The 26,124-nt window shown below is 41.3% G+C and carries 39 protein-coding genes; 3 read left to right on the plus strand and 36 right to left on the minus strand.

Features of this window, described 5'->3' with window-relative positions:
- Positions 1-94: 94 nt before the first annotated feature.
- The 35 genes from PGW42_RS14135 to rpsJ form a co-directional block, all read right to left on the minus strand.
- Positions 95-1,582: a sensor histidine kinase gene (locus tag PGW42_RS14135; protein ID WP_270203892.1), complete on the minus strand. Its 1,488-nt coding sequence runs from the start codon at positions 1,580-1,582 to the stop codon at positions 95-97.
- Positions 1,583-1,585: 3 nt separating this feature from the next.
- Entirely contained in the window at positions 1,586-3,202 is a 1,617-nt protein-coding gene (locus PGW42_RS14140) for a response regulator (protein ID WP_270203893.1), read from the minus strand.
- Positions 3,203-3,216: 14 nt separating this feature from the next.
- A complete protein-coding gene (locus tag PGW42_RS14145) occupies positions 3,217-4,446 on the minus strand; it encodes a substrate-binding domain-containing protein (protein WP_270203894.1) in 1,230 nt (409 codons plus the stop codon).
- A gap of 159 nt (positions 4,447-4,605) precedes the next feature.
- Positions 4,606-5,142 carry a bL17 family ribosomal protein gene (locus PGW42_RS14150; protein WP_117558532.1) on the minus strand — a complete coding sequence of 179 codons (537 nt, stop codon included), beginning with the start codon at positions 5,140-5,142 and terminating at the stop codon, positions 4,606-4,608.
- A 147-nt stretch (positions 5,143-5,289) separates the two neighbouring features.
- Positions 5,290-6,249, minus strand: a complete 960-nt coding sequence (locus PGW42_RS14155; protein WP_008372575.1) for a DNA-directed RNA polymerase subunit alpha — start codon at positions 6,247-6,249, stop codon at positions 5,290-5,292.
- Positions 6,250-6,395: 146 nt separating this feature from the next.
- Positions 6,396-6,989 carry a 30S ribosomal protein S4 gene (gene rpsD, locus PGW42_RS14160; RefSeq protein WP_022220185.1) on the minus strand — a complete coding sequence of 198 codons (594 nt, stop codon included), beginning with the start codon at positions 6,987-6,989 and terminating at the stop codon, positions 6,396-6,398.
- Between the two features lie 26 nt (positions 6,990-7,015).
- Positions 7,016-7,411, minus strand: a complete 396-nt coding sequence (gene rpsK / locus PGW42_RS14165) for a 30S ribosomal protein S11 (RefSeq protein WP_008372572.1) — start codon at positions 7,409-7,411, stop codon at positions 7,016-7,018.
- A gap of 40 nt (positions 7,412-7,451) precedes the next feature.
- Positions 7,452-7,820, minus strand: coding sequence for a 30S ribosomal protein S13 (gene rpsM, locus PGW42_RS14170; RefSeq protein ID WP_022220186.1), 369 nt, complete (start codon positions 7,818-7,820; stop codon positions 7,452-7,454).
- Positions 7,821-8,271: 451 nt separating this feature from the next.
- Entirely contained in the window at positions 8,272-8,385 is a 114-nt protein-coding gene (rpmJ, locus tag PGW42_RS14175) for a 50S ribosomal protein L36 (RefSeq protein WP_005339020.1), read from the minus strand.
- A 119-nt stretch (positions 8,386-8,504) separates the two neighbouring features.
- On the minus strand, positions 8,505-8,723 hold the full coding sequence (gene infA / locus PGW42_RS14180; RefSeq protein WP_004607275.1) for a translation initiation factor IF-1: 219 nt from the start codon (positions 8,721-8,723) through the stop codon (positions 8,505-8,507).
- Positions 8,724-8,984, minus strand: a complete 261-nt coding sequence (locus PGW42_RS14185; RefSeq protein ID WP_055157816.1) for a KOW domain-containing RNA-binding protein — start codon at positions 8,982-8,984, stop codon at positions 8,724-8,726.
- A gap of 19 nt (positions 8,985-9,003) precedes the next feature.
- Complete coding sequence (map, locus tag PGW42_RS14190; RefSeq protein ID WP_270203895.1) at positions 9,004-9,768, minus strand: type I methionyl aminopeptidase; 765 nt, start codon at positions 9,766-9,768, stop codon at positions 9,004-9,006.
- Positions 9,769-9,771: 3 nt separating this feature from the next.
- Positions 9,772-10,416, minus strand: a complete 645-nt coding sequence (locus PGW42_RS14195; protein ID WP_022220188.1) for an adenylate kinase — start codon at positions 10,414-10,416, stop codon at positions 9,772-9,774.
- Between the two features lie 86 nt (positions 10,417-10,502).
- The gene (gene secY / locus PGW42_RS14200; RefSeq protein ID WP_055157798.1) at positions 10,503-11,855 is read right to left on the minus strand and encodes a preprotein translocase subunit SecY; all 1,353 of its coding nucleotides are present in this window, start codon (positions 11,853-11,855) and stop codon (positions 10,503-10,505) included.
- On the minus strand, positions 11,855-12,295 hold the full coding sequence (gene rplO, locus PGW42_RS14205; protein ID WP_008372558.1) for a 50S ribosomal protein L15: 441 nt from the start codon (positions 12,293-12,295) through the stop codon (positions 11,855-11,857). Before rplO ends, secY begins: the two co-directional genes overlap by 1 nt.
- Positions 12,296-12,317: 22 nt before the next feature.
- Complete coding sequence (gene rpmD / locus PGW42_RS14210) at positions 12,318-12,500, minus strand: 50S ribosomal protein L30 (protein WP_008372557.1); 183 nt, start codon at positions 12,498-12,500, stop codon at positions 12,318-12,320.
- Between the two features lie 13 nt (positions 12,501-12,513).
- Entirely contained in the window at positions 12,514-13,023 is a 510-nt protein-coding gene (gene rpsE / locus PGW42_RS14215) for a 30S ribosomal protein S5 (RefSeq protein ID WP_008372554.1), read from the minus strand.
- A 15-nt stretch (positions 13,024-13,038) separates the two neighbouring features.
- Entirely contained in the window at positions 13,039-13,407 is a 369-nt protein-coding gene (gene rplR, locus PGW42_RS14220; protein WP_008372552.1) for a 50S ribosomal protein L18, read from the minus strand.
- A gap of 19 nt (positions 13,408-13,426) precedes the next feature.
- Complete coding sequence (gene rplF, locus PGW42_RS14225; protein WP_008372550.1) at positions 13,427-13,969, minus strand: 50S ribosomal protein L6; 543 nt, start codon at positions 13,967-13,969, stop codon at positions 13,427-13,429.
- A gap of 133 nt (positions 13,970-14,102) precedes the next feature.
- Positions 14,103-14,504, minus strand: a complete 402-nt coding sequence (rpsH, locus tag PGW42_RS14230; RefSeq protein WP_008372548.1) for a 30S ribosomal protein S8 — start codon at positions 14,502-14,504, stop codon at positions 14,103-14,105.
- Positions 14,505-14,523: 19 nt separating this feature from the next.
- Positions 14,524-14,709, minus strand: coding sequence for a type Z 30S ribosomal protein S14 (locus PGW42_RS14235; RefSeq protein ID WP_008372546.1), 186 nt, complete (start codon positions 14,707-14,709; stop codon positions 14,524-14,526).
- Positions 14,710-14,722: 13 nt separating this feature from the next.
- A complete protein-coding gene (rplE, locus tag PGW42_RS14240; protein ID WP_008372545.1) occupies positions 14,723-15,262 on the minus strand; it encodes a 50S ribosomal protein L5 in 540 nt (179 codons plus the stop codon).
- Between the two features lie 23 nt (positions 15,263-15,285).
- The gene (rplX, locus tag PGW42_RS14245; protein ID WP_022220190.1) at positions 15,286-15,597 is read right to left on the minus strand and encodes a 50S ribosomal protein L24; all 312 of its coding nucleotides are present in this window, start codon (positions 15,595-15,597) and stop codon (positions 15,286-15,288) included.
- A 12-nt stretch (positions 15,598-15,609) separates the two neighbouring features.
- On the minus strand, positions 15,610-15,978 hold the full coding sequence (rplN, locus tag PGW42_RS14250; RefSeq protein ID WP_008372541.1) for a 50S ribosomal protein L14: 369 nt from the start codon (positions 15,976-15,978) through the stop codon (positions 15,610-15,612).
- A gap of 36 nt (positions 15,979-16,014) precedes the next feature.
- Complete coding sequence (rpsQ, locus tag PGW42_RS14255) at positions 16,015-16,269, minus strand: 30S ribosomal protein S17 (protein ID WP_022220191.1); 255 nt, start codon at positions 16,267-16,269, stop codon at positions 16,015-16,017.
- Positions 16,270-16,298: 29 nt separating this feature from the next.
- Positions 16,299-16,505 (minus strand): 50S ribosomal protein L29, encoded by a 207-nt coding sequence (gene rpmC, locus PGW42_RS14260; RefSeq protein WP_008372537.1) that lies wholly within the window; start codon positions 16,503-16,505, stop codon positions 16,299-16,301.
- Entirely contained in the window at positions 16,495-16,932 is a 438-nt protein-coding gene (rplP, locus tag PGW42_RS14265; RefSeq protein ID WP_008372535.1) for a 50S ribosomal protein L16, read from the minus strand. Before rplP ends, rpmC begins: the two co-directional genes overlap by 11 nt.
- Positions 16,932-17,588: a 30S ribosomal protein S3 gene (gene rpsC / locus PGW42_RS14270; protein WP_008372532.1), complete on the minus strand. Its 657-nt coding sequence runs from the start codon at positions 17,586-17,588 to the stop codon at positions 16,932-16,934. Before rpsC ends, rplP begins: the two co-directional genes overlap by 1 nt.
- 11 nt (positions 17,589-17,599) lie before the next feature.
- Positions 17,600-17,986 carry a 50S ribosomal protein L22 gene (gene rplV, locus PGW42_RS14275; RefSeq protein WP_008372530.1) on the minus strand — a complete coding sequence of 129 codons (387 nt, stop codon included), beginning with the start codon at positions 17,984-17,986 and terminating at the stop codon, positions 17,600-17,602.
- A 31-nt stretch (positions 17,987-18,017) separates the two neighbouring features.
- The gene (gene rpsS, locus PGW42_RS14280) at positions 18,018-18,299 is read right to left on the minus strand and encodes a 30S ribosomal protein S19 (protein WP_008372528.1); all 282 of its coding nucleotides are present in this window, start codon (positions 18,297-18,299) and stop codon (positions 18,018-18,020) included.
- Between the two features lie 25 nt (positions 18,300-18,324).
- On the minus strand, positions 18,325-19,167 hold the full coding sequence (rplB, locus tag PGW42_RS14285; protein ID WP_055261675.1) for a 50S ribosomal protein L2: 843 nt from the start codon (positions 19,165-19,167) through the stop codon (positions 18,325-18,327).
- A gap of 69 nt (positions 19,168-19,236) precedes the next feature.
- On the minus strand, positions 19,237-19,542 hold the full coding sequence (gene rplW, locus PGW42_RS14290) for a 50S ribosomal protein L23 (RefSeq protein WP_008372525.1): 306 nt from the start codon (positions 19,540-19,542) through the stop codon (positions 19,237-19,239).
- Positions 19,542-20,162, minus strand: a complete 621-nt coding sequence (gene rplD / locus PGW42_RS14295; RefSeq protein ID WP_008372524.1) for a 50S ribosomal protein L4 — start codon at positions 20,160-20,162, stop codon at positions 19,542-19,544. Before rplD ends, rplW begins: the two co-directional genes overlap by 1 nt.
- 30 nt (positions 20,163-20,192) lie before the next feature.
- Positions 20,193-20,873, minus strand: a complete 681-nt coding sequence (gene rplC / locus PGW42_RS14300; RefSeq protein WP_055297549.1) for a 50S ribosomal protein L3 — start codon at positions 20,871-20,873, stop codon at positions 20,193-20,195.
- Positions 20,874-20,963: 90 nt separating this feature from the next.
- Positions 20,964-21,281 carry a 30S ribosomal protein S10 gene (rpsJ, locus tag PGW42_RS14305; protein WP_008372521.1) on the minus strand — a complete coding sequence of 106 codons (318 nt, stop codon included), beginning with the start codon at positions 21,279-21,281 and terminating at the stop codon, positions 20,964-20,966.
- Positions 21,282-21,752: 471 nt separating this feature from the next.
- Here rpsJ and PGW42_RS14310 point away from each other — a divergent pair, with 471 nt between their 5' ends.
- Complete coding sequence (locus tag PGW42_RS14310; RefSeq protein ID WP_270203896.1) at positions 21,753-22,295, plus strand: nitroreductase family protein; 543 nt, start codon at positions 21,753-21,755, stop codon at positions 22,293-22,295.
- Between the two features lie 425 nt (positions 22,296-22,720).
- Positions 22,721-22,912 carry a hypothetical protein gene (locus PGW42_RS14315; RefSeq protein ID WP_117834853.1) on the plus strand — a complete coding sequence of 64 codons (192 nt, stop codon included), beginning with the start codon at positions 22,721-22,723 and terminating at the stop codon, positions 22,910-22,912.
- Positions 22,913-22,988: 76 nt separating this feature from the next.
- On the opposite strand, the gene PGW42_RS14320 is transcribed toward PGW42_RS14315, so the two are convergent.
- Positions 22,989-25,250 carry a hypothetical protein gene (locus PGW42_RS14320; protein WP_270203897.1) on the minus strand — a complete coding sequence of 754 codons (2,262 nt, stop codon included), beginning with the start codon at positions 25,248-25,250 and terminating at the stop codon, positions 22,989-22,991.
- Between the two features lie 197 nt (positions 25,251-25,447).
- Between PGW42_RS14320 and PGW42_RS14325 the strand changes: the two genes are divergently transcribed.
- Positions 25,448-26,068, plus strand: coding sequence for a TetR/AcrR family transcriptional regulator (locus tag PGW42_RS14325; RefSeq protein WP_117558517.1), 621 nt, complete (start codon positions 25,448-25,450; stop codon positions 26,066-26,068).
- The last annotated feature ends 56 nt before the right edge of the window (positions 26,069-26,124 follow it).

The following is a 26,124-nucleotide window of genomic DNA, read 5'->3' on the forward strand; positions in this document are numbered from 1 at the left end:
TACTTATAATAATAAAATTTTCATACTTTTAATACGGAAAATCTTCCTCTTTTGGTAGAATATTTTCTGCTTTTCCGTGAAAAAGTTAGTTTTTTTATGATGGAAGTTGAATATTTTTAGCTGCTATGATGATCGTCGCATTTGTGCCTTCATTTTCCTTGCTTTCAAAGAACACTCCGTATTCTTCCCCGTAATAATACTTGATTCTCTGGTTCACATTCGATACACCAAAGCCCTTCGCTTCATCTCCTGTATCCGTCCCTGCCATCTTTTTCCGGAGACTGTTCAGTTCTTCCTCTGTCATACCTTTTCCATTGTCAATGACCTGGAAAATGATTTTATCTCCCTGCTTTTTACCGGTAATCAGGATTTTACCTTTCCCCCGCTTATTCTTAATTCCATGATAAAGCGCATTTTTGACAAGAGGCTGCAGTGTAAGCTTCGGTATAATGTAGCCGTAGATCTCCTCATCCATCTGGATCTCATAGTCCAGAATATCCTGATAGCGGAACTGCTGGATCTCCAGATAGCTCTCAATATGCGTCCGCTCTTCTTTCACTGTAATATAATCATGTCCTTTGCTTAAGGTTGTGCGGAAAAAATCAGAGAGCGAGGTTACCATTTTCACAACCTCTGCACTTTTATTTTCCTCAGCAAGCCAGACAATGGCATCAAGAGTATTGTAAAGGAAATGTGGATTGATCTGTTCCTGCAGAAGTCGGTTCTCAATAATTCTGAGATTTTCCTGTTTTTTCCGGATATCATCTACCAGAATCCCGATTTCCTCTGTCATATCGTTAAAGCTCCGCGTGAGCACCGCAATCTCGTCCCCTGCTTCGACCTGTGTTTTTACAGAGAAATCACCACCGGCAACCTTCTCTGTCAGATCACACAGATCGCGGATCGGTCTTGTCACACTTCGTGCTGCTCGTCCACTGAGCAGCAGGGAAATACTCATCGCAACAATTGCTACTCCGACCGCCAAAATGGTCGAATTACGGTTATTCCGGTTCAGTTCCGTCTGTACAGTCACAAAATTGGAAGTTTCCAGATAGACATAGTCCTGGATTCCGGTCTGTACCAGTGTCGTCAGATCTTTGACATTACTGTTAAAATATTCCATTCTCTCATCATAAGAAGTCCGTTCTTTAATCTGTTTATCCAGATCCTGTACACAAAAACGGAGTGAAGACAGTGAATTTTTAATACGTCCCGCCTGTGACTGGGTGAGCGGAACCGTCGCATTTTGCGTCATCTTATCACACGCCTCTTCCATCTCCGTAATATAGTCGTATGGATTCACCGTCACTACTCCATTTACCGTTGTAACTCCATCTCCGACCTCCTTAAGCTGCTTATTACTTACCACAGCAAGATACACACTATAGTCCAGCCGACTTTTAAAGTCTTTCACATAACGGTTGGCATAGGCAATACTTTTTGTAATCTCAGAATAAGCTGATGCCGCATTATTTAAAGACACGATCAAATAGGCGGCCAGAATTACCATTGGCAGAAATGCTGACAGCGAAATGGAAAGCAGTTTCTTATTGATCGACCAGTTCTTATATTTCACCTTCATATTTTATCCCCTTCCTCTTGAACGGAATTCCTTCGGCGAACATCCCTGTGTCTTTTTGAATATATAGCTGAAATAATGGGAATCTTTGTATCCCACCTCATATCCGATGTCCGATGTCCTCTTATCCGAACACATCAGAAGCTCTTTTGCTTTTTCCATACGAACACCCGTCAGATATTCTACAAAGGTTGAGCCAACCTCCTGACTAAACAAAGAGCTGAAATAGCTCGGACTGATGTTGACGCTCGAAGCCACCAGGTTCAGTGAAATATTCTCTGACATATAATTTTGTCCGATATAATCTCTCGCTTTTTCAATAATTTCTGAATAGCGTCTGCCCGATGCCTGCTCTCTTAACCGGATCATTCGTCTGACTATATTTTCCAGGTACTTCCTCGTTGCCTCCAGTTCCTGCACATACTGCGATACCTCCTGCACATCGCCAAGCTCTCTTTCAATATCTTCTTTTTCAATGTTCAAACTGTCTCCCAGACTTTGGACGCTGATAAAAGTATCCATTACAATATACTGTCTCAACATCATCGACTGCAGGTTCTGCTCACCAATTGCATCAAAATATGCATCCATAAAGCTTTTTACTTCATTTTCCGTTCCTGTCTTCAGGAAACGCTCCAGCATTTTCCGATTCTCCGCCATGGTTCCGAGTCTGTGCATCTCAACGTCATTCTGAACCTCCACTTGATGAACCTCTGAATAACTCACAAACTGTCTCAAACTTCTCGAAAAACGCTCCGCAAAGGCTCTGTTTGCATCATTGTAGGATCTTTTAATCTCACTGAACCTCCCCACCTGACTTCCAATTCCTCCAAAATATTCCAGATTTTTATATTTTTCCAGAACTTTTTCCAGATCTTCCCTAAATGTCTGAGCTCTCGCAGTCAGTTCTTCACCAACAGCTCCCTGTGCAATAAATCCCCATCCTTCTACACCTCTCCGGAACCACAGGAGCTTTTCTGTCTGCTCACTCAGATTTTCTATATCTTCAGTTGCACTTACAATATCCTCGCTATAATCCATCGGATGATCGATCATAATGATCTTAAAGAGGATCACACAATATCCCTCTGCACTGATTTCAATTCCCAGCTGCTTTCCCTGCTCCAGACATTCTCCAAATGGCATACTTCCTGCAAACACCTGATTGAAAAACTGAAACTTTTCACTTTCTTTGTTTTCCTGCATTTCACGGGCATATTGATTCATCTGCTCTTTTTCGCTTTGCTCTTTCCGGATTTCTTCTGCTACTTTGTTAACTGCATCCAACAATTTTTCTGAAGAAATTGGCTTCAGAAGGTAATCGGTTACACCGATCTTAATCGCCATCTTTGCATAATCAAACTCATTATATCCACTCAGAATCATGATTTTCGTAGCCGGAAGTACTTTTTTAACCTGCTCACTGAGTTCCAGTCCATCCATAAAAGGCATCTTAATATCCGTGATCAGGATGTCTGGTTTCTTTTCAAGAATCATCGGTAACGCAAGTTCTCCATCACTTGCCTCTCCGACAAAGTCATATCCATGCATTTCCCAATTAATACTGTTCTTGATCCCATTTCTGATAATAATTTCATCTTCAACCAAAAATACTTTTATCATTCTTCTTCCTGCCTTTAATATGTTCTGTTTTCTATAATTTCATCCAAATCCATAGTTCCGTCAAAATATGTTTCTTCCACGTATTGTTCCTTATCAATGGAAATATCCGATTCCAGTCTCTGGATCAGTTCTGCCGCTTTCGGTCCCTGGCCAGGATTGCATTCAAAGGTTACATTCAATTTACCTTCTTTTACAGCTTCGATCCCCGCTTTGCTTCCACCAAATGAAATCACAATAATATCTCCGTCCTCTCCACAGGTCTTTCCTGATTTCCCGATCGCATCGATGGCTCCCAGTGCCATCTCGTCACTCTCCGCAAACACTACCCGTAAATCCGGTTCCTGCTCAAGAAATAGTTTCATGACTTTCTCTGCCCCTTCTCTGGAATTGTCACCGGTCTGTTGTGCCACCATCTCCCAGTCCGAATACCTCTCCAGCATAGTCTGATATCCCTGCGCTCTCATCAGCTGCTCTTCCGAGCCGATGGATTCCTGAATCGCGGCGATCTTGATGGTAATGTCTTCTTCTGTCTGCTCCTCCTCTGTCGAATCCGTCTCATCCTTCGCCGTTGAACTGCTTTTCATAATTTTATCAAAAATGGATGCACTGCTATCTGTCGCTTTTGAACTGTCTGTATTTACTTCCGTATCTTCACTGTCCGTCTGTTCCGATTCTTCCTGAGTCGGTGCCTCAGAAGCCGCCTTTTCTTTCTCTGCCTTTTTCTCGTCCTCTTCTTTCAGATATTCATCCAACCATTTTCCTGCCTTTTTCATCTGTTTTCCGTAATCACTTCCAAGCATACACGAATACAGACTGCTGTCATCCGTATCAACACCGTTATTCACAAGGATTACAGGAATATGTGCCTTTTTTGCATCTTCCAGCACATCATCCCAACCAATTTCCGAAACCGGATTCAGAATGATGTAGTCCACGCCCTGTTTTATAAATCCTTCCACATCTTCAATCTGTTTTTCCTGATCGCTACCTGCATCTGCATACACCGCTTCATAGCCGTTTGATTTGACAAATGTATCCATAAAAGACGCTGTATTTGCATCCTTCCATGAGCTTTCTTCTCCACTCTGTGAAATTCCCACTGTGATCAGATAATCGAACTCGCTTTGCAGATTATCCCCATTTCTTGTCTCTCCCGTAAATAAAGAAAGTGCAAATGTACCCGCCGATACAATCAATATTAATACTGCCGCAACCTTTAAAATAAATCGTCCTACACGTCCCATGTCGTTCCTCCTTCACGTCTGCTAAAGGACATTCTTTTCAGATGTTTTCTATTATACACTGACTTTTATCAGAAAGAAAGGCAGAAATCGAGCAGACCGGCTCACTATATATACAAAAAACCACAGGCATAAATGCCTGTGGCTTTCGATCTCATTTGATTATACAAGCTCAAGAATAACTTCCATTGCAGCGTCACCTTTACGCTGTCCAATTTTGATGATTCTTGTGTATCCGCCGTTGCGGTCTGCATACTTCGGAGCGATCTCTGTAAACAGTTTGTCTACCAGATCAACTTCTTTTGTATTTTTCTTCTTTCCAGCTGCAGCAGTCGGAACTTCTGTTACAGAGTAAAGTACTTTCAGCATCTGACGTCTTGCATGAAGTCTTGACGGGTTGTCTTTTTTGATTGTCTTTTCAACTTCTTCGTATACAGTAACTTTCTTACCATCTACTACTTCTTTAACTCTCTTGCCTTCTGCATCTTTCTTAGCAACTTTAGCTTTGATTGTAACTTCTTCGAAGTTATCTTTTTCTTTTACAGCTGAAGCGATAAGACCTTCTGCGATCTTACGGATTTCTTTAGCTTTAGCTTCTGTTGTTCTGATTTTTCCGTGCTGAAGAAGCATCGTTACCTGATTTCTCAGTAATGCTTTTCTCTGACTTGCTGTTCTTCCAAGTTTTCTATACTTTGCCATTTTTTTAATCCTCCATTATTCGGGACATACCGGCATGCACCTTCGGTCTTACTGCGGATATGCCATCTGGTTATGCTTTCATCGGGCTTACTAGCCAGATCGTGTGTCAGTGTTTCTGCCTGTATTCACATGCGAAACGGGAACTCCTTATTCGTCTCCCTGGCTGAGTTCAAGACCAAGTTCTTTTAATTTAGCAAGAACTTCTTCAAGAGATTTACGTCCAAGGTTACGAACTTTCATCATATCTTCTGATGTTCTGTTTGTAAGTTCTTCTACAGTATTGATTCCTGCTCTCTTCAGACAGTTGTATGAACGAACAGAAAGTTCAAGTTCATCAATACTCATTTCAAGAACTTTTTCTTTTTCATCGTCTTCCTTTTCAATCATAACTTCCGCTGACTGAGCAACTTCAGAAAGATCAATAAAGAGCTTGAGATGTTCATTTAATACTTTTGCAGCAAGGCTGACTGCTTCATCCGGTGCAAGAGTACCATTTGTATAAACATCAAGTGTGAGTTTATCATAATCGGTAATCTGTCCGACACGAGTATTCTGAACTGTAAGATTTACACGCTCAACCGGTGTATAGATAGAGTCGATCGGAATCACACCAATCGGCATATCTTCTGTCTTATTCTTATCAGAACCTACATATCCTCTTCCCTTTGTGATAGTCAGTTCCATATAAAGCTTGCTGTCTGCACCGCCGTTAAGTGTAGCGATTACAGTTTCCGGATTCATGATTTCAATATCAGAATCTGCCTGAATATCAGCAGCTGTAACTACGCCCTCTCCCTCAAATTCGATGTAAGCTGTTTTCGGCTCATCTGTCTCGGAAGAATTCTTAATTGCGAGTGTTTTTAAGTTCATGATAATTTCAGTTACGTCTTCCTTTACGCCCGGAATAGAACTGAACTCATGCAATACTCCGTCGATTTTAATCTGGCTGATTGCAGCTCCCGGCAGAGAAGAAAGCATAATCCTTCTCAGAGAGTTTCCAAGTGTTGTACCATATCCTCTTTCAAGTGGTTCTACAACAAATCTGCCATACTTCTTATCATCTGAAATTTCTGCAATTTCAATATTAGGTTTATTAAAATCAAACACTATTTTGGTCCCTCCTTATGGGTTTTTGTATGTTGAGGGTGTCAGTTTTTGTCCTGTTTTCGATAAAAAACAGGATATTTCCTAACAGAACCTTAACGAACCCAGAAATCAGGTTCGTTAAGTATTGCATTTTATATGAATGCGTTCTATTTAGAATATAACTCGACGATCATCATTTCGTCAACTGGAACATCGATTGCTTCACGAGTAGGAAGTTCTTTAACTGTTCCTTTCAGGTTTTCGATATCTGATTCAAGCCATTCCGGAACAAGACGTCCACCTGTAACTTCTACGATATCTTTGTATCTCTGTGAAGATTTTTTACCTTCTTTAATCTCGATCACATCACCTGCTTTAATGAGGTAAGAAGGGATGTTAACCTGTTTTCCGTTAACAAGAACCTGTTTGTGATCAACGATCTGTCTTGCTTCACGTCTTGTTCTTGCAAATCCAAGACGGAATACTACGTTATCCAGTCTTGATTCAAGAAGAACCATCAGGTTTTCACCTGTCATTCCGCTCATCTGATCTGCTTTCTTGAAGTAATTCAGGAACGGTTTTTCTAATACACCATAGATGAATTTAGCTTTCTGTTTTTCACGCAACTGAAGACCATACTCGCTCATTTTTCTATTGGATCTCTTTAACTGTCTGTTAGACTTTTTATCAATTCCAAGATATACCGGATCCATTCCAAGGGAACGGCATCTTTTAAGAACCGGGACTCTATTTACTGCCATGTTCGTATCCTCCTATAATAATTCGACTAGACTCTTCTTCTCTTCGGCGGGCGGCATCCATTGTGTGGTACCGGTGTTACGTCTCTGATGCTTGTTACATCAATTCCGCATGCCTGAAGAGCACGGATTGCTGCTTCTCTTCCTGAACCTGGTCCTTTTACGAATACGTCTACTGATTTAAGACCATGCGGCAGAGCTGCTTTAGCTGCTGTTTCAGCTGCCATCTGAGCTGCGTATGGAGTAGATTTTCTTGAACCTCTAAAACCAAGACCACCGGCACTTGCCCATGATAAAGCATTTCCCTGTGCATCTGTCAAAGTAACGATTGTATTATTGAAAGATGACTGGATATGTGCCTGTCCGCGTTCAACGTTTTTCTTGACACGTTTTTTTGTCACTTTTTTTGTAACTTTCTTAGCCATTTAAACTAACCTACACTTTCCTTTTTATTATTTGTCGAAATTATTTCTTCTTGTTTGCTACTGTTCTCTTAGGACCTTTTCTTGTTCTTGCATTGGTCTTTGTCTTCTGACCACGAACCGGAAGTCCTTTTCTGTGACGGATTCCTCTATAGCATCCGATTTCCTGAAGTCTCTTGATGTTAAGAGCGATCTCTCTTCTAAGATCACCTTCAACTGTCTGAGTTTCATCGATCACTGCACTGATCTTTTTAACTTCGTCGTCTGTAAGATCTCTGCAGCGAGTATCAGGATTAACTCCTGCTTCTGCGAGAATACGGGTTGCACTTGTTCTTCCGATTCCATAGATATAAGTCAATCCGATTTCTACACGTTTGTCTCTTGGTAAATCTACACCTGCAATACGAGCCATTTGTGATTTCCTCCATTTTCTTTCTTTTTTTGGTTTCACATTGTCCTATAATGAGGCTGCGGGCATCCCGTTATCAAAAAGAGCCCTACCGGACTTTTCAAAATGTATCCAATGCCTCAGACACGTCCGATATCCCAGCCCAGATGCGGTTCGGTATCCGCATCCTTTCCGGCAACCGATCTCTCGGCTAATGACCGCCGGTTTTTAAGCAATATACTAGAAACCACTTGCCCGTGGTGTTCATGTATATTAAATAGTGGATAACGCTCTACACACACCCTGGCGTATCCTCTATCAGCCGCCTAATTAAGTTTACATAAATCTGTCTTTCGCTGCTCCGTGCGCCTAAGTTCCTCTGTCGCCTACGGCTCGTCGTCACTAAGGCTTGGGAGCGGTCTTCTCACTAAATTCAAGCTGCGCCTGTGGCTTGCTTTCATTAAGTGTTCAGAACCTATCCCTGACGCTGTTTATGTTTCGGATTCTCGCAGATAATTCTGACGCTTCCTTTTCTCTTGATAACTTTGCATTTTTCGCAAATCGGTTTTACTGATGATCTAACCTTCACGTCAAATCCTCCTTTCATACCTTGCCTGGTCTGCATTTTCCCCCTGTGCGCAGAAAAAGTCCTTCGCACAGTTCGCATAAAATTATATCACCTGGTTTTTGGTTTTGTCAAGTAATATTTTATTTATCTCTCCAGATAATTCTTCCTTTAGATAAATCGTATGGTGACAGTTCCAGAGTAACTTTGTCACCCGGTAAAATTTTGATAAAGTTCATACGCAGCTTTCCGCTGATATGTGCAAGTACCTGATGTCCATTTTCCAGTTCTACCTGAAACATGGCATTCGGAAGTTTTTCTACTACTGTTCCTTCGATTTCAATTACATCTGCTTTAGACATTTATTTGTCCTCCTTCTTTTCTGACATCTTATATTCTTTTAATATCCGTTTCAGCTTTACATCATCCGCTTCGGAAATCTCATGCTGTTCTCTAATGAGCTGTACATGTTTCTTTTTCTTTTTCTTTGGACTCTGAAGCGTTTTCCTCTCCCCGTCTGCAAGATATGTAAACTGTTCATCCAGTCCGACGATCACGTATACCTTATCTTTATCATGACCGGCCAGAGATTTCGCAAGCATTCCTGTTTCCCATCTATCCATTTTCTGTTCCTCTGTTCTGTTATACATTTCCATCTGCAATCGACAGGATCTTCGGTTCGTCTTTTGTGATCAGAATTGTATTTTCATAATGTGCTGATTCTTTTCTGTCTGCCGTCACCACCGTCCAGTTATCACTCATCCAGCGAATCCGCTCTGTTCCGAGATTGACCATCGGCTCAATTGCCAGTGTCATTCCGGCTTTCAGCTTCGGTCCTCTTCTTCGCATCTGGAAATTCGGAATCTCCGGTAATTCATGAAGACTGGTCCCGATTCCATGTCCACACAGTTCCCTGACAACACCGTATCCAAAGCTTTCCACATAATCACCGATTGCTCGGGATATATCATATAGATGATTGCCTTCTTTTGCGAACTTTATTCCTTCGAAGAAGCTTTCCCTCGTTACATCGATCAGTTTCTGAAGATCCGGTCTGATCTCACCGACAGCATGTGTCCTTGCAGCATCGGAATGATAACCTTTGTAGATCACTCCTGCGTCCAGGCTCACAATGTCACCTTCTTTTATGAGGTGCTTTGCTGACGGAATCCCATGAACGATTTCATCATTTACAGAAACACAGATAGACGCCGGATATCCATTGTAATTCAGAAAAGAAGGTTCGCAGCCATAGCTGCGAATAACTTCTTCACCTAATGCATCGATATCCAGTGTACTCATTCCTGGTTTTAATGCCTTCTCCAGTTCCTTATGTACGATCCCCAGAATCCTTCCGGCTTCTGTCATCAGTTCAATTTCTCTTTCTGATTTAATCGTAATCGGCATCTGTTACTCTCCTAATATAGAAACAATGGCTCCGAATACATCTTCCATATCCACTGTTCCATCAACGCTTTTCAGAATTCCCGCTTTTGTATAATAATCGATCAGCGGCTGTGTCTGATCATGATATACATGCAGCCTCTTTTCAACTGTCTCCGGTTTGTCATCATCACGAAGGATCAGTTCTCCTCCGCAGACATCACAGATTCCGTCTTTCTTCGGTGCAGCATATACAAGATGGTAAGTTGCGCCACATCCTACGCATGCGCGTCTTCCACCCATACGCTTTACAATATTTTCATCCGGAACATCTACATCGATTGCATAGTCCATCTTCTGGCCCTTCGCTTCCAGTGCCTTATCAAGCGCCTCAGCCTGTGGAATTGTACGTGGAAAACCATCCAGTACATATCCCTTCGTACAGTCATCCTGACTCACACGGTCTACAACAAGATCTACGACCAATTCATCCGGAACAAGAAGTCCCTGATCCATATAAGTCTTCGCTTTCTTTCCAAGTTCAGTTCCGTTCTTAATATTTGCGCGGAAAATATCTCCTGTTGAAATATGAGGAATTCCGTACTTAGCGGCAATTTTTTTTGCCTGTGTACCTTTTCCTGCACCAGGAGCACCTAACATAATGATTTTCATTTTACTATTCCTCCTTCAAATGTCATAATGGCAAAAGAGCCCGTTGTCTTTGATTATACTCTAAAAGACAACGGGCTACAATTGTTTTAATATCCAAGAAAACTATTTTTCATAGATTTTCCTTTGACATTCAAAAATCCTGTGTAATTACGAACGAGCATCTGAGACTCAATCTGTTTGAGTGTCTCAAGAACAACACCGATGATAATGATCAGAGAAGTTCCCCCGAATGATACATTCGCTCCAAACACACCATTGAACACAAACGGAATTACCTGTACAATTACAAGTCCGCATGCACCAATAAAGATAATATAATTCAATATCTTATTTAAGTAGTCCACAGTAGGTTTTCCAGGTCTGATACCTGGGATAAATCCACCGCTTTTTTTCATATTATTTGCAATTTCCAACGGGTTAAAAGTAATGCTCGTATAGAAATATGCAAAGAAAATCGTAAGTACGATATATACTATAAGTCCCCAGGAATAGTAAATCTTATTCGGATTACACCAGTTTCCTGAACTTAAGCCTCTGAGGATTTCACTTCCGATGCCTTTTCCGTTGCCCTTGCCCATAAATGAAGCAATTACAACCGGGAACTGCATAATAGATGAAGCGAAAATAACCGGAATTACTCCGGCGGTATTAACCTTCAGCGGAATGTTCGTTGACTGTCCACCTACTGATTTTCTCCCCTGTACTTTCTGCGAATACTGAACCGGAATTCGTCTCTCCGCATCCTGAAGTATTACCGTAAATACTACAAGTACGAGAATGATTGCAATGATGATGATTGCTGCAAGTCCTCCACTGGCAAGACCTTTGCCGCTGATGAACTTCTCATACAGTGAGGTCATATCACTTGGAATGCGTGATAAAATGTTAATGAGCAGGACGATAGAAATACCATTTCCCACTCCTTTTTCTGTAATTCGTTCCCCGATCCACATAAGGAATGCAGATCCTGCAGTTAATGTAAGAACTACAATTGCAGCATTTACAAAATTGAACTTTTCCAGAAGTCCCTGACGTCCAAATCCAACAGCCATAGCTGTAGATTCAATCAGAGCAAGCACAACTGTCACATAACGAGTTAATGCGGTAAGCTTCTTTCTTCCATCTTCCCCTTCTTTCTGCATTTCCTCAAGCTTTGGAATTGCAATTGTAAGAAGCTGGATGATAATGGAAGATGTGATATACGGGGTAATACTCAATGCAAAGATGGACATCGTTTCAAACGAACCGCCGGTGAAAGCGTTAAAAAAGTTAAACGAATCACCGGTCTGGTTCGCAAAGAAATTCTGAATATAGGTCGGATCAACTCCCGGTGTCGGAAGCTGAGATCCGAGTCTTACTACAAACAGCATTGCAAGGGTATACAATATTTTTCTCCGTATGTCTTCAATCTGAAATGCTTTACGGAATGTTTGTAGCATTAGATCACCTCTGCTTTTCCACCAACAGCTTCAATCTTTTCTACAGCACCTGCGCTGAATGCATTTGCCTGAACAGTAAGCTTTTTGGTTAACTCTCCATTTCCAAGAATTTTAACACCATCTCTGGCATGTTTTACGATTCCTGCTTCAATCAGAGTTTCAACAGAAACTACTGCATCGTTGTCAAATACTTCAAGAGCACTGACATTGATTCCAACGATTTCCTTAGAGTTTCTGCAAGTGAAACCTCTCTTAGGAATACGTCTGTATAATGGCATCTGTCCACCTTCGAAACCTGGTCTCGGAGCTCCAGAACGAGCTTTCTGACCTTTGTGTCCCTTACCAGCAGTCTTACCATTTCCTGAGCCGTGTCCACGACCTCTTCTGAAATTATCGCTATGTTTTGATCCGTCAGCCGGTCTTAAATTAGATAAGTCCATTGTGACACCTCCTATCTAAGATTTATGCTTCTTCTTCTACTTTTACCAGATGTCTTACCTGCTGAACCATTCCTCTGGTTGCAGCGTTATCCGGAAGGACAACTGTCTTATTAACCTTCTTAAGGCCTAATGCTTCTACTGTTCTTCTGTGTTTCGGAACAGCACCGATTGTTGATTTTACTAATGTGATTTTTAAATTTGCCATTGTAATCTCCTCCCTAGCCTAAGATCTCTTCTACAGTTTTACCGCGAAGTTTAGCTACGTCTTCTGGAGCTTTCAGCTGACTTAAACCTTCGATAGTAGCAAGTACTACGTTCTGTTTGTTGTTAGATCCGAGAGATTTTGTACGGATGTTCTTGATACCTGCAAGTTCGATTACGGCACGAGCCGGTCCACCTGCGATAACACCAGTACCTTCCGGAGCTTTTTTCAGAAGTACAGAAGCACTTCCGAATTTTCCAATATAATCATGTGTAATACTGTCGTTTTCATCTAAAGTAACTTTGATAAGTTTCTTCATAGCATCTTCTTTTCCTTTGCGGATTGCTTCCGGAATTTCAGCTGCTTTTCCTAAACCTGCACCAACATGGCCGTTTCCGTCGCCAACAACTACTAAAGCTGTGAATCTCATGTTACGACCACCCTTAACAACTTTGGTAACACGTTTGATTGATACTACTTTTTCGGTAAGTTCTAACTGATTAGCATCAATACGTTCCTGTTTCATGTGTCCGTCCTCCTTCTAGAAATTCAAACCAGCTTCTCTTGCTGCGTCTGCTAATGCTTTGATTTTTCCGTGATAGATAAATCCTCCTCTGTCAAATACAACAGAAGTGATACCTTTCTCGATTGCTTTTTTTGCAATTACTGTTCCAAGGTATGCTGCTGCTTCAACGTTGTTGGTTTTTTCCAGTTCTGCTTTCACATCTTTCTGAAGAGTGGAAGCGGAAACCAGAGTGTTTCCAACTGTATCGTCAATAATCTGAGCATACATATGATTATTACTTCTAAACACAGCGAGACGCGGTCTTTCAGCTGTACCACTGAAACGGTTACGCAGTTTTCTATGTTTATTTACACGAACTTCGCTTCTTGATTTCTTACTAACCATTTGTTCACACTCTCCTTACTTATTTTTTACCAGTTTTACCAACTTTACGTCTGATAACTTCATCAGCATATTTGATTCCCTTGCCCTTATAAGGTTCCGGTCTTCTCTTATCTCTGATTTCAGCTGCGTACTGGCCAACTTTTTCTTTACTGATTCCCTTAACGATGATTTTGTTCTGTCCGTCAAGAACAGTTTCGATTCCTTCCGGATCTTCCATCTCAACCGGGTGAGAGTATCCCAAATTCAATGTTAATTTGTTTCCTGATTTGGAAGCTCTGTAACCTACACCGTTTACTTCAAGAACTTTTTCATATCCTTCAGTAACACCGATTACCATGTTGTTGATCAGTGTTCTTGTAAGACCATGAAGAGATTTCATCTTCTTGAGATCGTTCGGTCTTGTTACGATAACTTCTTCGCCTTCTTTTTTGATTTCCATTTCAACTGGAAGTTCTCTTACGAGAGTTCCCTTAGGACCTTTAACAGTCACTACATTCTTCTCTGCGATTTCAACAGTTACGCCTGCCGGGATCGCTACTGGATGTCTTCCGATACGTGACATACCTTTTACCTCCTACACTTACATTTTCGGAACAGCACCTTATGGCTGCTCTGTTTTCAGTTGCAATTTATTGAGTATCGAATGAAATCACAGGAAATATGATTTCATTCGTTTTCTCCATTTTATCTGGTTATTACCATACGAAGCAAAGAACTTCTCCGCCTACGCCAAGCTTTCTGGCTTCTTTGTCTGTAATCACGCCCTGGTTTGTAGAGATGATTGCAGTTCCAAGTCCTCCAAGTACTCTCGGAAGTTCGTCTTTACCAGCGTAAACACGAAGACCTGGTTTAGAAATCTTTTTGATTCCAGAAATAACTTTTTCGTTCTTATCTGCACCATATTTTAATGTGATGCGGATTGTGTTGAAGTTTCCTTCTTCTACGATGTCATATTTTGTGATGTATCCTTCGTTAACGAGAATGTCAGCGATAGCGATCTTCATCTTTGAAGCCGGAACATCTACTGTATCATGTTTTGCAGTGTTTGCGTTACGGATTCTTGTAAGCATATCTGCAATTGGATCACTCATAGTCATTGTGGATTATCCTCCTTTTCTACCAACTTGCTTTCTTTACGCCCGGAATTTCACCTTTGTATGCCAGTTCACGGAAGCATACACGGCAGATTCCATATTTTCTTAAATATGCATGTGGACGTCCACAGATTCTGCAACGATTATATTCTCTTGTAGAGAATTTCTGTTTGCGCTGCTGTTTCAGTTTCATTGCTGTCTTTGCCATGAAAATTTCCTCCTTATTTTGTGAATGGCATGTTGAACTGTGTTAACAATTCACGTGCTTCTTCGTCTGTATTAGCAGTTGTTACGAAGATAACATCCATACCTCTAACCTTATCTACTTTATCATATTCGATTTCTGGGAAGATAAGCTGCTCCTTGATACCAAGAGCGTAGTTACCTCTTCCGTCGAATGCGTTCGGATTAACTCCTCTAAAGTCACGTACACGAGGCAGTGCAAGGTTGATGAGACGATCAACGAACTCATACATCTTTTCTCCTCTTAAAGTAACTTTGCATCCGATAGCCATTCCTTCACGGATTTTGAAGTTAGCTACTGAATTTTTAGCTCTGGTCAGAACTGCTTTCTGTCCAGTGATCTTTTCCATATCAGCTACAGCTGAGTCTAATGCTTTTGCATTGTCTTTTGCTTCGCCAACGCCCATGTTGATAACAACCTTGTCGAGCTTCGGCACTTCCATAATATTCTTATAACCAAATTTTTTGATCATTGCGTCAATGATCTCGTTCTGGTACTGTTCTTTAAGTCTACTCAAAGCCTTTGACCTCCTTCCTAGAACTAATCAATTACTTCGCCTGTTGATTTTGCAACACGTACTTTTTTGTCTCCATCAAGTTTGAAGCCTACTCTTGTAGCTTTTCCCTTGTGAACATACATTACGTTAGATGCATCGATCGGTCCTTCCTGATGAAGGATTCCGCCTTCCGGATTAGAAGCGCTTGGTTTAGCATGTTTTGTTCTCATGTTAACGCCTTCTACCAGGACTGTACCGTTTTTCTGATCTACTGCGATTACTTTGCCTTCTTTGTCTTTATCTTTTCCAGCGATAACTTTAACGGTATCGCCTTTTTTGATCTTCATTGTTGACATACTCGAACCTCCTTACAGTACTTCCGGAGCCAGTGAAACAATTTTCATAAACTGTTTCTCACGAAGTTCTCTGGCTACAGGTCCAAAAATACGAGTTCCTTTTGGGTTTTTGTCATCTTTAATAATAACAGCAGCATTTTCATCGAATCTGATGTATGATCCATCTTTACGACGAGTGCTGTTTACAGTACGAACAACTACAGCTTTAACGACATCACCTTTTTTAACAACGCCGCCTGGTGTTGCATCTTTAACCGAAGCAACGATTACATCACCGATAGCTGCATATCTTCTTGTAGAACCGCCTAATACACGGATACAGAGTAATTCTTTAGCACCTGTATTATCTGCTACTTTTAATCTGCTTTCTTGCTGTATCATGCAGGTAAACCTCCTTATACTTTTATCAAAGTCAAACTATTTAACTTTTTCTACGATTTCAACAAGTCTCCATCTCTTATCTTTAGATAACGGTCTTGTCTCCATAACTTTTACTCTATCACCAATATTGCATTCATTATTTTCATCATGCGCTTTCAGTTTGTAAGTTCTTTTTACGATCTTATTGTAAAGCGGATGTTTTACATGGTCTTCTACTGCAACAACGATTGTCTTGTCCATCTTGTTGCTTACAACCTTACCAACTCTCGTTTTTCTCAGGTTTCTTTCCACGGTTATACTCCTTTCTGAATATCACCTAATTAAGCATTCTGGCTTTTTTCTGTGATCACTGTCTGGATTCTTGCGATATTCTTTCTTACTTCTTTGATTCTGCTTGTATTATCTAACTGATTTGTTGCGTTCTGGAATCTCAGATTGAAGAGTTCCTTTTTAGCAGCTACTAATTCTTCATTTAATTCTGCAACAGATTTTGCTTTTAAATCTTCTACAAATGTCTTAATTTTCACTGTTATCACCGCCTTCTAAGTCTGCACGAGAAACGATTTTACATTTACATGGTAATTTGTGCATAGCAAGACGTAATGCTTCTTTCGCAACTTCTTCAGGTACTCCTGCAAGTTCGAACATTACACGTCCTGGCTTAACTACAGCTACCCAGTATTCAAGAGTTCCTTTTCCAGAACCCATACGTGTCTCAGCCGGTTTCGTTGTTACTGGTTTATCAGGGAAGATCTTGATCCAAACTTTACCACCACGTTTGATGTAACGTGTCATAGCAATACGGGCAGCTTCAATCTGGTTAGATCTGATCCAACATGGTTCCATTGCTACAAGACCATATTCACCGTTCGTGATCTTGTTTCCTCTTAATGCTTTACCTTTCATGGAGCCACGGAACTGTTTTCTACGTTTTACTCTTTTTGGCATTAACATTATTTATCGCTCCCTTCCTTACCTGCCTTTGTTGGAAGTACTTCGCCTTTGTAAATCCATACCTTAACACCAACTTTTCCGTAAGTTGTGTCTGCTTCAGCGAAGCCATAGTCAATGTCTGCTCTCAGTGTCTGAAGCGGAATAGTTCCTTCGCTGTAGAACTCTGTACGAGCCATATCAGCTCCGCCGAGACGTCCGGATACGGATGTCTTAACACCAAGTGCTCCTGATTTCATAGTTCTTGACATGCAAGATTTCATTGCACGACGGAAGGAAATACGATTTTCCAGCTGCTGTGCGATGTTTTCAGCAACGAGCTGAGCATCTTTGTCAGGTCTTTTTACTTCTTTGATGTCAACGATAACTTTCTTATCTGTCATTTTCTGAAGTTCAGCTTTTACTTTTTCGATCTCAGAACCGCCTTTACCGATTACAACACCCGGTTTAGCAGTATAAACGATGATCTTAACACGATCAGAAGCTCTTTCGATTTCAATCTTAGAAACTCCTGCGCTGTATAATTTATTCTTCAGAAATTTTCTGATTTTATGATCTTCTACTAAATAGTCAGCAAAATCTTTTTCTGCATACCATTTAGAGTCCCAGTCTTTGATAACACCGACTCTTAAGCCATGAGGATTAACTTTCTGTCCCATTATTGCCCTCCTTATCTTTCATTAAGCACAAGTGTAATATGACTCATTCTCTTTTCGATTCTGTAAGCTCTGCCCTGTGCTCTCGGTCTGATTCTCTTCATTGTTGGTCCTTTATTTGCGTAGCATTCCTCAATATAAAGGTTTTCAACACTCATACCGTTGTTATTCTCAGCATTTGCGATAGCTGATTCCAATAATTTCTTTATAATGCTTGAAGCGTATCTTGGATTGTATGTTAAAATACCAAGCGCTGTTGTTACATCCTTACCTCTGATGGCATCTAATACGAAGCATGCTTTCTGAACAGAAACTCTGGCGTAAGATAACTTAGCTGAAGGTCTGGTGTCCTTGTTTGCATTTCTTTCTCTCTTAATTTGACTTCTATGTCCTTTTGCCATGGGATGAAACCTCCTTTCAATACGTTAAATATTATCTAACTTTCGATTTCTTTTCGTCTTTTCCATGTCCTCTGTATGTTCTGGTTGCTACGAACTCTCCGAGTTTATGTCCAACCATATCTTCTGTTACATATACCGGAACATGTTTTCTTCCATCATGAACTGCGATTGTATGTCCAACCATAATCGGGAAGATTGTAGAACGACGAGACCATGTTTTGATAACACCCTTGTCTCCTGATGCGTTCATTGCTTCCACTTTCTTAAGCAGGCTTGCGTCTGCGAATGGTCCTTTTTTAAGTGAACGAGCCATAGGTTCTAACCTCCTTGAAAATTAACTATTTGATTCCTCTACCGTCTTTTCTTCTGATGATCAGCTTGTTAGACTGTTTGTTTTTCTTACGAGTCTTAAGACCAAGTGCCGGTTTACCCCAAGGAGTGCACGGACCCGGACGACCGATTCCAGTCTTACCTTCACCACCACCATGCGGATGATCATTCGGGTTCATAACGGAACCACGAACTGTAGGTCTGATACCCATGTGACGTTTACGTCCTGCTTTACCAATGTTTACAAGGTTGTGATCGCCATTTCCAACAACACCAACCGATGCGCGGCATTCGATCGGAACCATTCTCATTTCTCCTGAAGGAAGACGAAGTGTTGCATACTTTCCTTCTTTAGCCATGAGCTGTGCGCTGTTTCCTGCTGAACGAACCATCTGTCCGCCTTTTCCAGGATGAAGCTCAATGTTATGAACCTGTGTACCAACCGGGATAGCTGAAAGCGGCAGGCAGTTTCCTACTCTTACTTCTGCTTCTGGTCCGTTCATAACTTTCATTCCGTCTGTAAGTCCTTCTGGTGCGATGATGTAAGCTTTTTCTCCATCAGCGTAGCAGATAAGTGCGATGTTAGCACTTCTGTTCGGATCGTATTCGATTCCGATTACAGTTGCCGGAATTCCGTCTTTTTTACGTTTGAAGTCGATTACTCTATATTTTCTCTTAACTCCGCCTCCGCGGTGTCTAACAGTGATTTTACCCTGATTGTTACGTCCGGCAGTCTTGCTCAGAGAAACTACTAAAGATTTCTCCGGTGTTGTTTTTGTGATTTCTGAGAAATCAGAGCCGGTCATATGTCTTCTGGAAGGTGTATATGGGCGGTATGTTTTAATTCCCATTACTCTATCTCCTTTCGCATTTTGCTAGTTATTTTTGTCACGGATTTGCACCGTTTAGGTTCCAGTTTCTTACAGTCCCTGGAAGATTTCGATCTCTGCTGATTCTTCTGTCAGCTGAACGATTGCTTTCTTTGTCTTAGCTGTCTTTCCGAATGTCATGGTTCCGCGAACTCGTTTGTTCTTTCCGTCCATGTTGATTGTGTTAACGCCAGCAACTTTTGTTCCTGGGAACATTTTTTCTACAGCTTCTTTAATCTGAGTCTTATTAGCTTCTGTGTGTACAAGGAATGTGTATTTCTTGTCAGCCATAAGAGCCATTGTCTTTTCGGTTACTACCGGTTTAAGGATTACATCATAATACTGAATGTTTGCCATTATGCGTACACCTCCTCGATTGCCTGTACAGCAGCCTTAGTTGCGATTACTGTATTGTATTTCAGGATGTCATACACATTGATTGTGTTTGTCTTAGCAGTTTTAACATCAGCAATGTTTCTAGCTGAAAGTTCTGCATTCTTGTTTCCGTCTTCCAGAACTACGAGAGCTTTGGATACTGACAGGTTATTAAGAACATCCTGGAATTTCTTTGTCTTGATTTCATCAAAGTTGATTTCATCAACAACGATAAATTTCTTTTCTTCTACTCTTGATGTCAGAGCGGATTTGAGAGCTGCTCTTCTTTCTTTCTTGTTAAGTTTGAAAGAGTAATCTCTCGGTGTCGGAGCGAATACTACTCCACCGCCTGTCCACTGCGGAGCTCTTGTAGATCCCTGTCTTGCATGACCGGTACCTTTCTGTCTCCATGGTTTTCTTCCGCCGCCGGAAACTTCTGAACGAGTTTTCGCTTTCTGTGTTCCCTGACGTTTATTTGCAAGCTGGCTTACAACTGCCATGTGTACAAGGTGTTCGTTTACTTCTACACCGAATACAGCATCATTTAAGTCGATTGTTCCAACTTCTTTACCTTCGATATTGTAAACAGATACGTTTGCCATCTGTATGTTCCTCCTTTCCTAGTGCCAATCTTAGATAGATTTTACAGATTCTTTAATCGTTACAAGAGATTTCTTCGGTCCCGGAACTGCGCCCTTAACCAGAAGAAGGTTGTTTTCAACATCTACTCTTACGATTTCAAGGTTCTGAATTGTAATCTTCTTTGCTCCCATGTGTCCTGGCATCTTTTTGCCCTTGAATACTTTACTCGGGTCAGATGCAGCACCGTTGGAACCAGCATGACGATGGAACTTAGAACCGTGAGCCATAGGTCCTCTGTGCTGGTTGTGTCTCTTGATAGCACCCTGGAATCCTTTACCTTTGGAAATTGCTGTTGCGTCTACTTTGTCGCCAGCTTCAAAGATATCTGCTTTAATTTCCTGAGCTAACTGATATTCATCAGCGTTCTCGAATTTGAATTCTCTTACAAATCTTTTTCCTGTTACTCCGGCTTTGTCAAAGTGTCCTTTTTCAGCCTTTGTAACACCGTGTCTGTGCACGATTTCTTTCTTTCCGTTCTTGTCAACGTTAACAATTTTGTCTTTCTTGTCAACGAATCCAACCTGAACTGCGCTGTATCCGTCATTTTCAACGGTTTTGATCTGTGTTACAACACATGGTCCAGCCTGAAGAACAGTTACCGGAGTAAGTACTCCATCTTCGTTGAAGATTTGAGTCATTCCGACTTTGGTAGCTAAGATAGCTTTCTTCATTTTATTTTACCTCCTGTGATTTACAGCGGAACGCCCTTATGGGTGTTCATCCTAAATATTAGGAACTACTGTGTTTTAATTTATTAGAACTTATTTGTTCTTCATTTTGATATCGATGTATACACCAGCTGGCATTTCCAGTCTTGACAGAGCATCTACAGTCTTCTGTGTCGGTGCAATGATATCGATCAGTCTCTTATGAGTTCTCTGTTCGAACTGTTCTCTGGAATCTTTGTATTTGTGAACCGCTCTTAAGATTGTTACAACTTCCTTCTTTGTCGGAAGCGGTACCGGTCCGCTAACCTTTGCTCCATTTTTCTTTACAGTTTCGATAATTTTCTTGGCAGATGCATCTACAAGCTGATGATCATATGCCTTCAATGTGATTCTCATTACTTGACTTGCCATAAAAAAAGTCGCCTCCTTTTCGTACTTAAACCTCAGTACGACAAGCGGTGACTGTACACTTCCCCGTGTGTGTCGTGAGAAACTCACACGTTGTTACTGCATCTCAGCAGCTGTTATGATTTCGTACAGTGACTTGTCGCCAGTTTCCTAACTTGACATTCGCTCCACGGAAAACCTGCCATTCTTCTCGGCAGCAACCTCGCGCTTCTTTGCTATCATGTCACAGCTTTTTTAGTATACCCGATGTTTCTGCATTTTGCAAGCATTTTATTTTATTTTTTGTACTTTTTTTCATACAAAATTTTCTTGAAAAATCTTCTCCTTTTGTGCTATTTTTCTTATTCCCTTTTTGCGGTATAATATTCTCATATTCAGCGGGGTACCAGATTCATAGGCTTCTTCGCTAAATGCAGCCTGTCTTTCGATCTTTCCCCACATCATCTTATATAAAATAGAAGGAGGACGCATATTATGCAGACATTAGATGCAATCAAAACAAGAAGAACGATCCGCAAATTTACAGAGGATCCTGTCTCACATGAAGTGATTGAGAAAATCGTAGAAGCAAGTGCCTACGCTCCATCCTGGAAGAATACGCAGACAGCAAGATATATTATAATAGAAGAAACAGCTCTCAAAGACAGGATTGCCAGAGAAGCTGTTATGGGATTTGAATGGAATACAGGCATCATTCTTGGTGCACCGGTACTGGTTGTTCTCGCTTCCGTTCCGGGGAAAAGCGGTTACGAAAAGGACGGAGCTTATTCCACCTCAAAAAAGGATAAATGGGAAATGTTTGATGCCGGTATCGCTGCGCAGACCTTCCAACTCGCTGCTCATGAATGCGGAATCGGTTCGGTTGTCATGGGTATTTTCGATGAGGTAAAGGTAAAAGAACTACTCTGTCTTGACGATACTCTGAATGTATCTGCCCTGATTGCGATCGGTCATCCAGCCATCCAACCGACCGCACCAGCACGTAAACCTGTCCAGGAGCTGCTCCAATACCGTTAATCTCTCACCGGCGTACAGTTGACCGTGTTGTACACATTTTAATACACAAATTATCTAGAAATTTACCAGTTTCTTGTTGACACTACTGTGATAAAGTGATATAGTGTAACCAACTTAATCAGAGAGCTAAACCAAAGGCGGTTTCCAACACAAGGATACCGCTATTTTAAAAAAACTTGATTAAGCTACAACATTGGTTGTTATTGCAGTTATATTGTTGCCGGTCGTTTCCCCCAAGAATGGTCTTGCAACGATAAAACTCCAATTTATATATACATCCTCTTTGTAGGAGCATTCCCCAGCTTTGTATATAAGGCAAACTGCAATGCAACGAGGAAAAACCTCTCAATGACATACCAAAAAGAAAAGACATGACCTCGAGGGGTCATGTTTTTTCTATCCAAATGTAAAGGAGACATGAAAATATGAGTAGTTCAAGACCGATAGATAACCCGAAAGATCCCCGTACAGACGAGAAACCCGTATTTTCAAAAGAACTGGTGCAGGAAGATCTGAAAGATGAATTCAAAGCAGGCTCTAACTCCGAATGGGCCACTGATTCTCAGGATGAGCTCGAAGACTGGATCGAAGAACAGGGGATTCAACTGAGATATTAATTCCATTCACAGGAATATTTTCAAAGAGCGGCTGGAAAATCGATTATATGATTTCCCAGCCTCTCTTTATTATACTTTATTTTTCACTCACGAAAATAAACTTCACGCTTCCATCCATTCCATCTGCAATTCCAGAGAAGTTCTTATATTCTTTAGATGCATCAAGAAGTTCATTTGCTTTATTAAGAAGTTCATCAATATCGCCATCAAATACGCTTACAAGCTTTTTAATTCCTTCTTCATTAAACTGAATCATACCACTGTTTAATTCGGCTGCGCCAGAATCAAGTTTCTCAACACCGGAAATCAATGGTGCTATGTTGCTCTGAAGAGTGTTAAGACCTGTCGAAAGTGCGACAGCTCCGCTGTCAAGTTTAAGTGCACCTGCTGCAAGCTGACCAGATCCATTTGCAACAGTCTGTGCTCCGGCATTTGCTGTCTTCATATTCGTATTTAAAGTAGCACTTCCCGCACTTACTTGTGAAGCTCCGGCACTTAATGTTCCGAGTCCCGAATTCAGATCTTGTGTTCCTGCAAGTAAATTTCCACTTCCATCTAAGAGCTGTTTTGTTCCAGCTGTAAGCTGAGTCTTCATACTTCCAACACCGCCTTGAAGCTCTGTTGCTCCAGCTCCCAGAAGTTCCAGTGCCTCTTCTAACGAGCCGGCTCCTCCTTGTATATTTTGTAATCCTGCAACAACCTGACTTGCTCCGGATCCGATGCTTCCGAGGTTATCAGATAAATTTTTCGCACCTGCTGCAAGTTCATTCGCACCTGCTGATGCCTGGGTAATTCCGCTGTTCACAGCTTGCTGCTGTGTTTGAAGTCCACTTATAACATTATTCAGTACAGCCTGCTGCTCCGGTGTTGCTGACTCAAAAAGACTTGTCAGTGCTGCAATCATTGCTGAATTATCATTCCCTGCCGCAATCTGATCAAGTGAACTTTTAAGATTTGCCGCTCCGTCCGCAAGTCCGCTGGCTCCTGTCTGTGCCTGTGTAATTCCACCACTTACACTTTGCGCACCTTCTGCAGCACTTGCAGCTCCATTTTTCAGATTTTCTGCTCCGGCTTTAGCCTGTTTAATTCCACCATTCAGTTGTTCTGCACCACTACTCAAAGAATCCACACCTGCACCAACCTGGTTTTGCATTTGTGCAATTCCATTATTCAGATCTTTTGCTCCGCTTTCAAGTTTAGCTGCTCCCGCACTGGCATTTTGTGCTCCTGCCTCAACCTGTGCTGCCCCTGTTTTCAAACTTTCTGTACCATCTGCCAGTTGACTCGTTCCTTTTGCAAGACTCTTACTTCCATCGGCCAATGTGTTTGCCCCACTGACCAGACTTCCTGTTCCACTTGCCAGTTCCTTTCCGCCGCTTGCCAGCTGATCTACTCCGCTTACCAGTGTTCCTGATGAAGAAAGCAGTGTATCCAGTCCGTCTTTCAGTTCTCCGGAGCCGCTGACAAGTTTGTTCGATGCATCTTGAAGTTCTGTCATAGAATCCTTCAGTTCATCCAGGCTGTCAAATTTATCGGTACCTACTTCATTGAACACTTCGTTTGTTGCAACTGTAACGGCTTCTACTTTTTCGTAATCTGTCACATCTGCTTCTACTGTAAAGGAATCCGGGATATCCAGATCATCCACCTTGCTACTAACTGATGTAAGCTGTTCTTTCAACTGTGGAAGTCCCATTCCGATCACGATATCTCTGTCACCATCTGAGATTACTTTTCCATTATCAACGGTTACATTTGAAAACTTCTCTCCATCCATCAGAAGTCCGGTTGCCATCAAAAATGGTGTGTATTTCCCGCTGTCAGCACTTGTATTCTGATATTCATAATGAATCTTTAAGTGTCCACTCTTTCCTTCCAGATCATCTGCGCTGACTTTCTTTCCGTCAAGTTCATAAGTAACCTTCATTCCTACAGGAATCTTCTTTGTGGTTGTTCCCTGATAACAGATATCTTTCTTATCTCCCTGCCATACCAGTTTACCGTTATTTTCAGAAAAGGTTTCATCACCTTTTACATTCTTGATATCTTTCAGATCTGATACATCATCGATTGTTCCAAGACTCGAAATATTTTTCAGCTGATCCGATACCGTAACATCTTTCTGGTTTCCTGCGTCATCTACTTTTACATATACAGTCTCATCTTTTACAGGTGTTGCGCTGCTGCTTGTTTTTGTTTCGCTTGTTTTCTTTGTCTCTGTACTTTTATCTTTATTATCTGCCGCCTGTACATTTACAGATGTTCCTGCAATATTTCCAACTACAAGTGATGCCATAAGTGCAAGTGTAACTAATACTCTGTATTCCCTGTTCTTCATGTTTAAAAACCTCCTGTAAGCCTCTACTGACTTTCCTGTCGGTATGCCTTCTTCTTTTTTGACTACTGGTCATTTTCTAGCTCGCACTTACTATAACTCAAAAATGACCATAAGTCAATATTTTTCTACAAAAAAGTTGACGCTGAGTCATTTTGATTTTATAATAAAGATAATTCAAAGGAAAAGAGGAATGAATCATGGGAAAAGTAGATGAAAACAAGCATCAGAAAATGGATGCTCTCTTTCAAAGCGCATACGATTTATTTCTGAATCAGGGAATCGAGAAAACATCAATCAGCGATATAGCAAAAAAGGCCGGAGTTGCGAAAGGAACGTTCTATTTATATTTTGCAGACAAATACGAGATACGCGACCGGCTGATCGCACGGACAGCCAGCCGACTTTTCCAGAGAGCACACAAAGCTCTGGAGACAGCCGACATCCCCGAATTCGAAGATAAGATTATTTTTATTGTAGATTACGTTTTAAATGCCATGCAGAAAAATAAACTGATTCTGAGATTTATCTCTAAGAATCTCAGCTGGGGCATTTTCAGACAGGCTATCACCAATAATACGCAGGATGATGAGGGTGAAATTCTTGCATATTTTAGTAATATCCTTCTGGATCATCCGACAATCAAACTTCGTGCACCGGAAACTATGCTGTTTCTGATCATAGAACTTGCAAGTTCTACTTCATACAGCACGATCCTAGACAACGATCCGATGTCGTTTGAAGAATTGAAGCCATATCTTAACGAAAGTATCCGCGCGATCATCCGTAACCATATTATCGAAGATACCGCAGAAAATTAAATCGAGTAGGAGGCGGTGACTAACCGCCGTCCTCTCACACCACCGTGCGTACCGTT

Origin of the sequence: Coprococcus sp. TM115-187, from assembly GCF_027679115.1 — a bacterium.
Lineage (GTDB): Bacteria > Bacillota > Clostridia > Lachnospirales > Lachnospiraceae > Allocoprococcus > Allocoprococcus comes.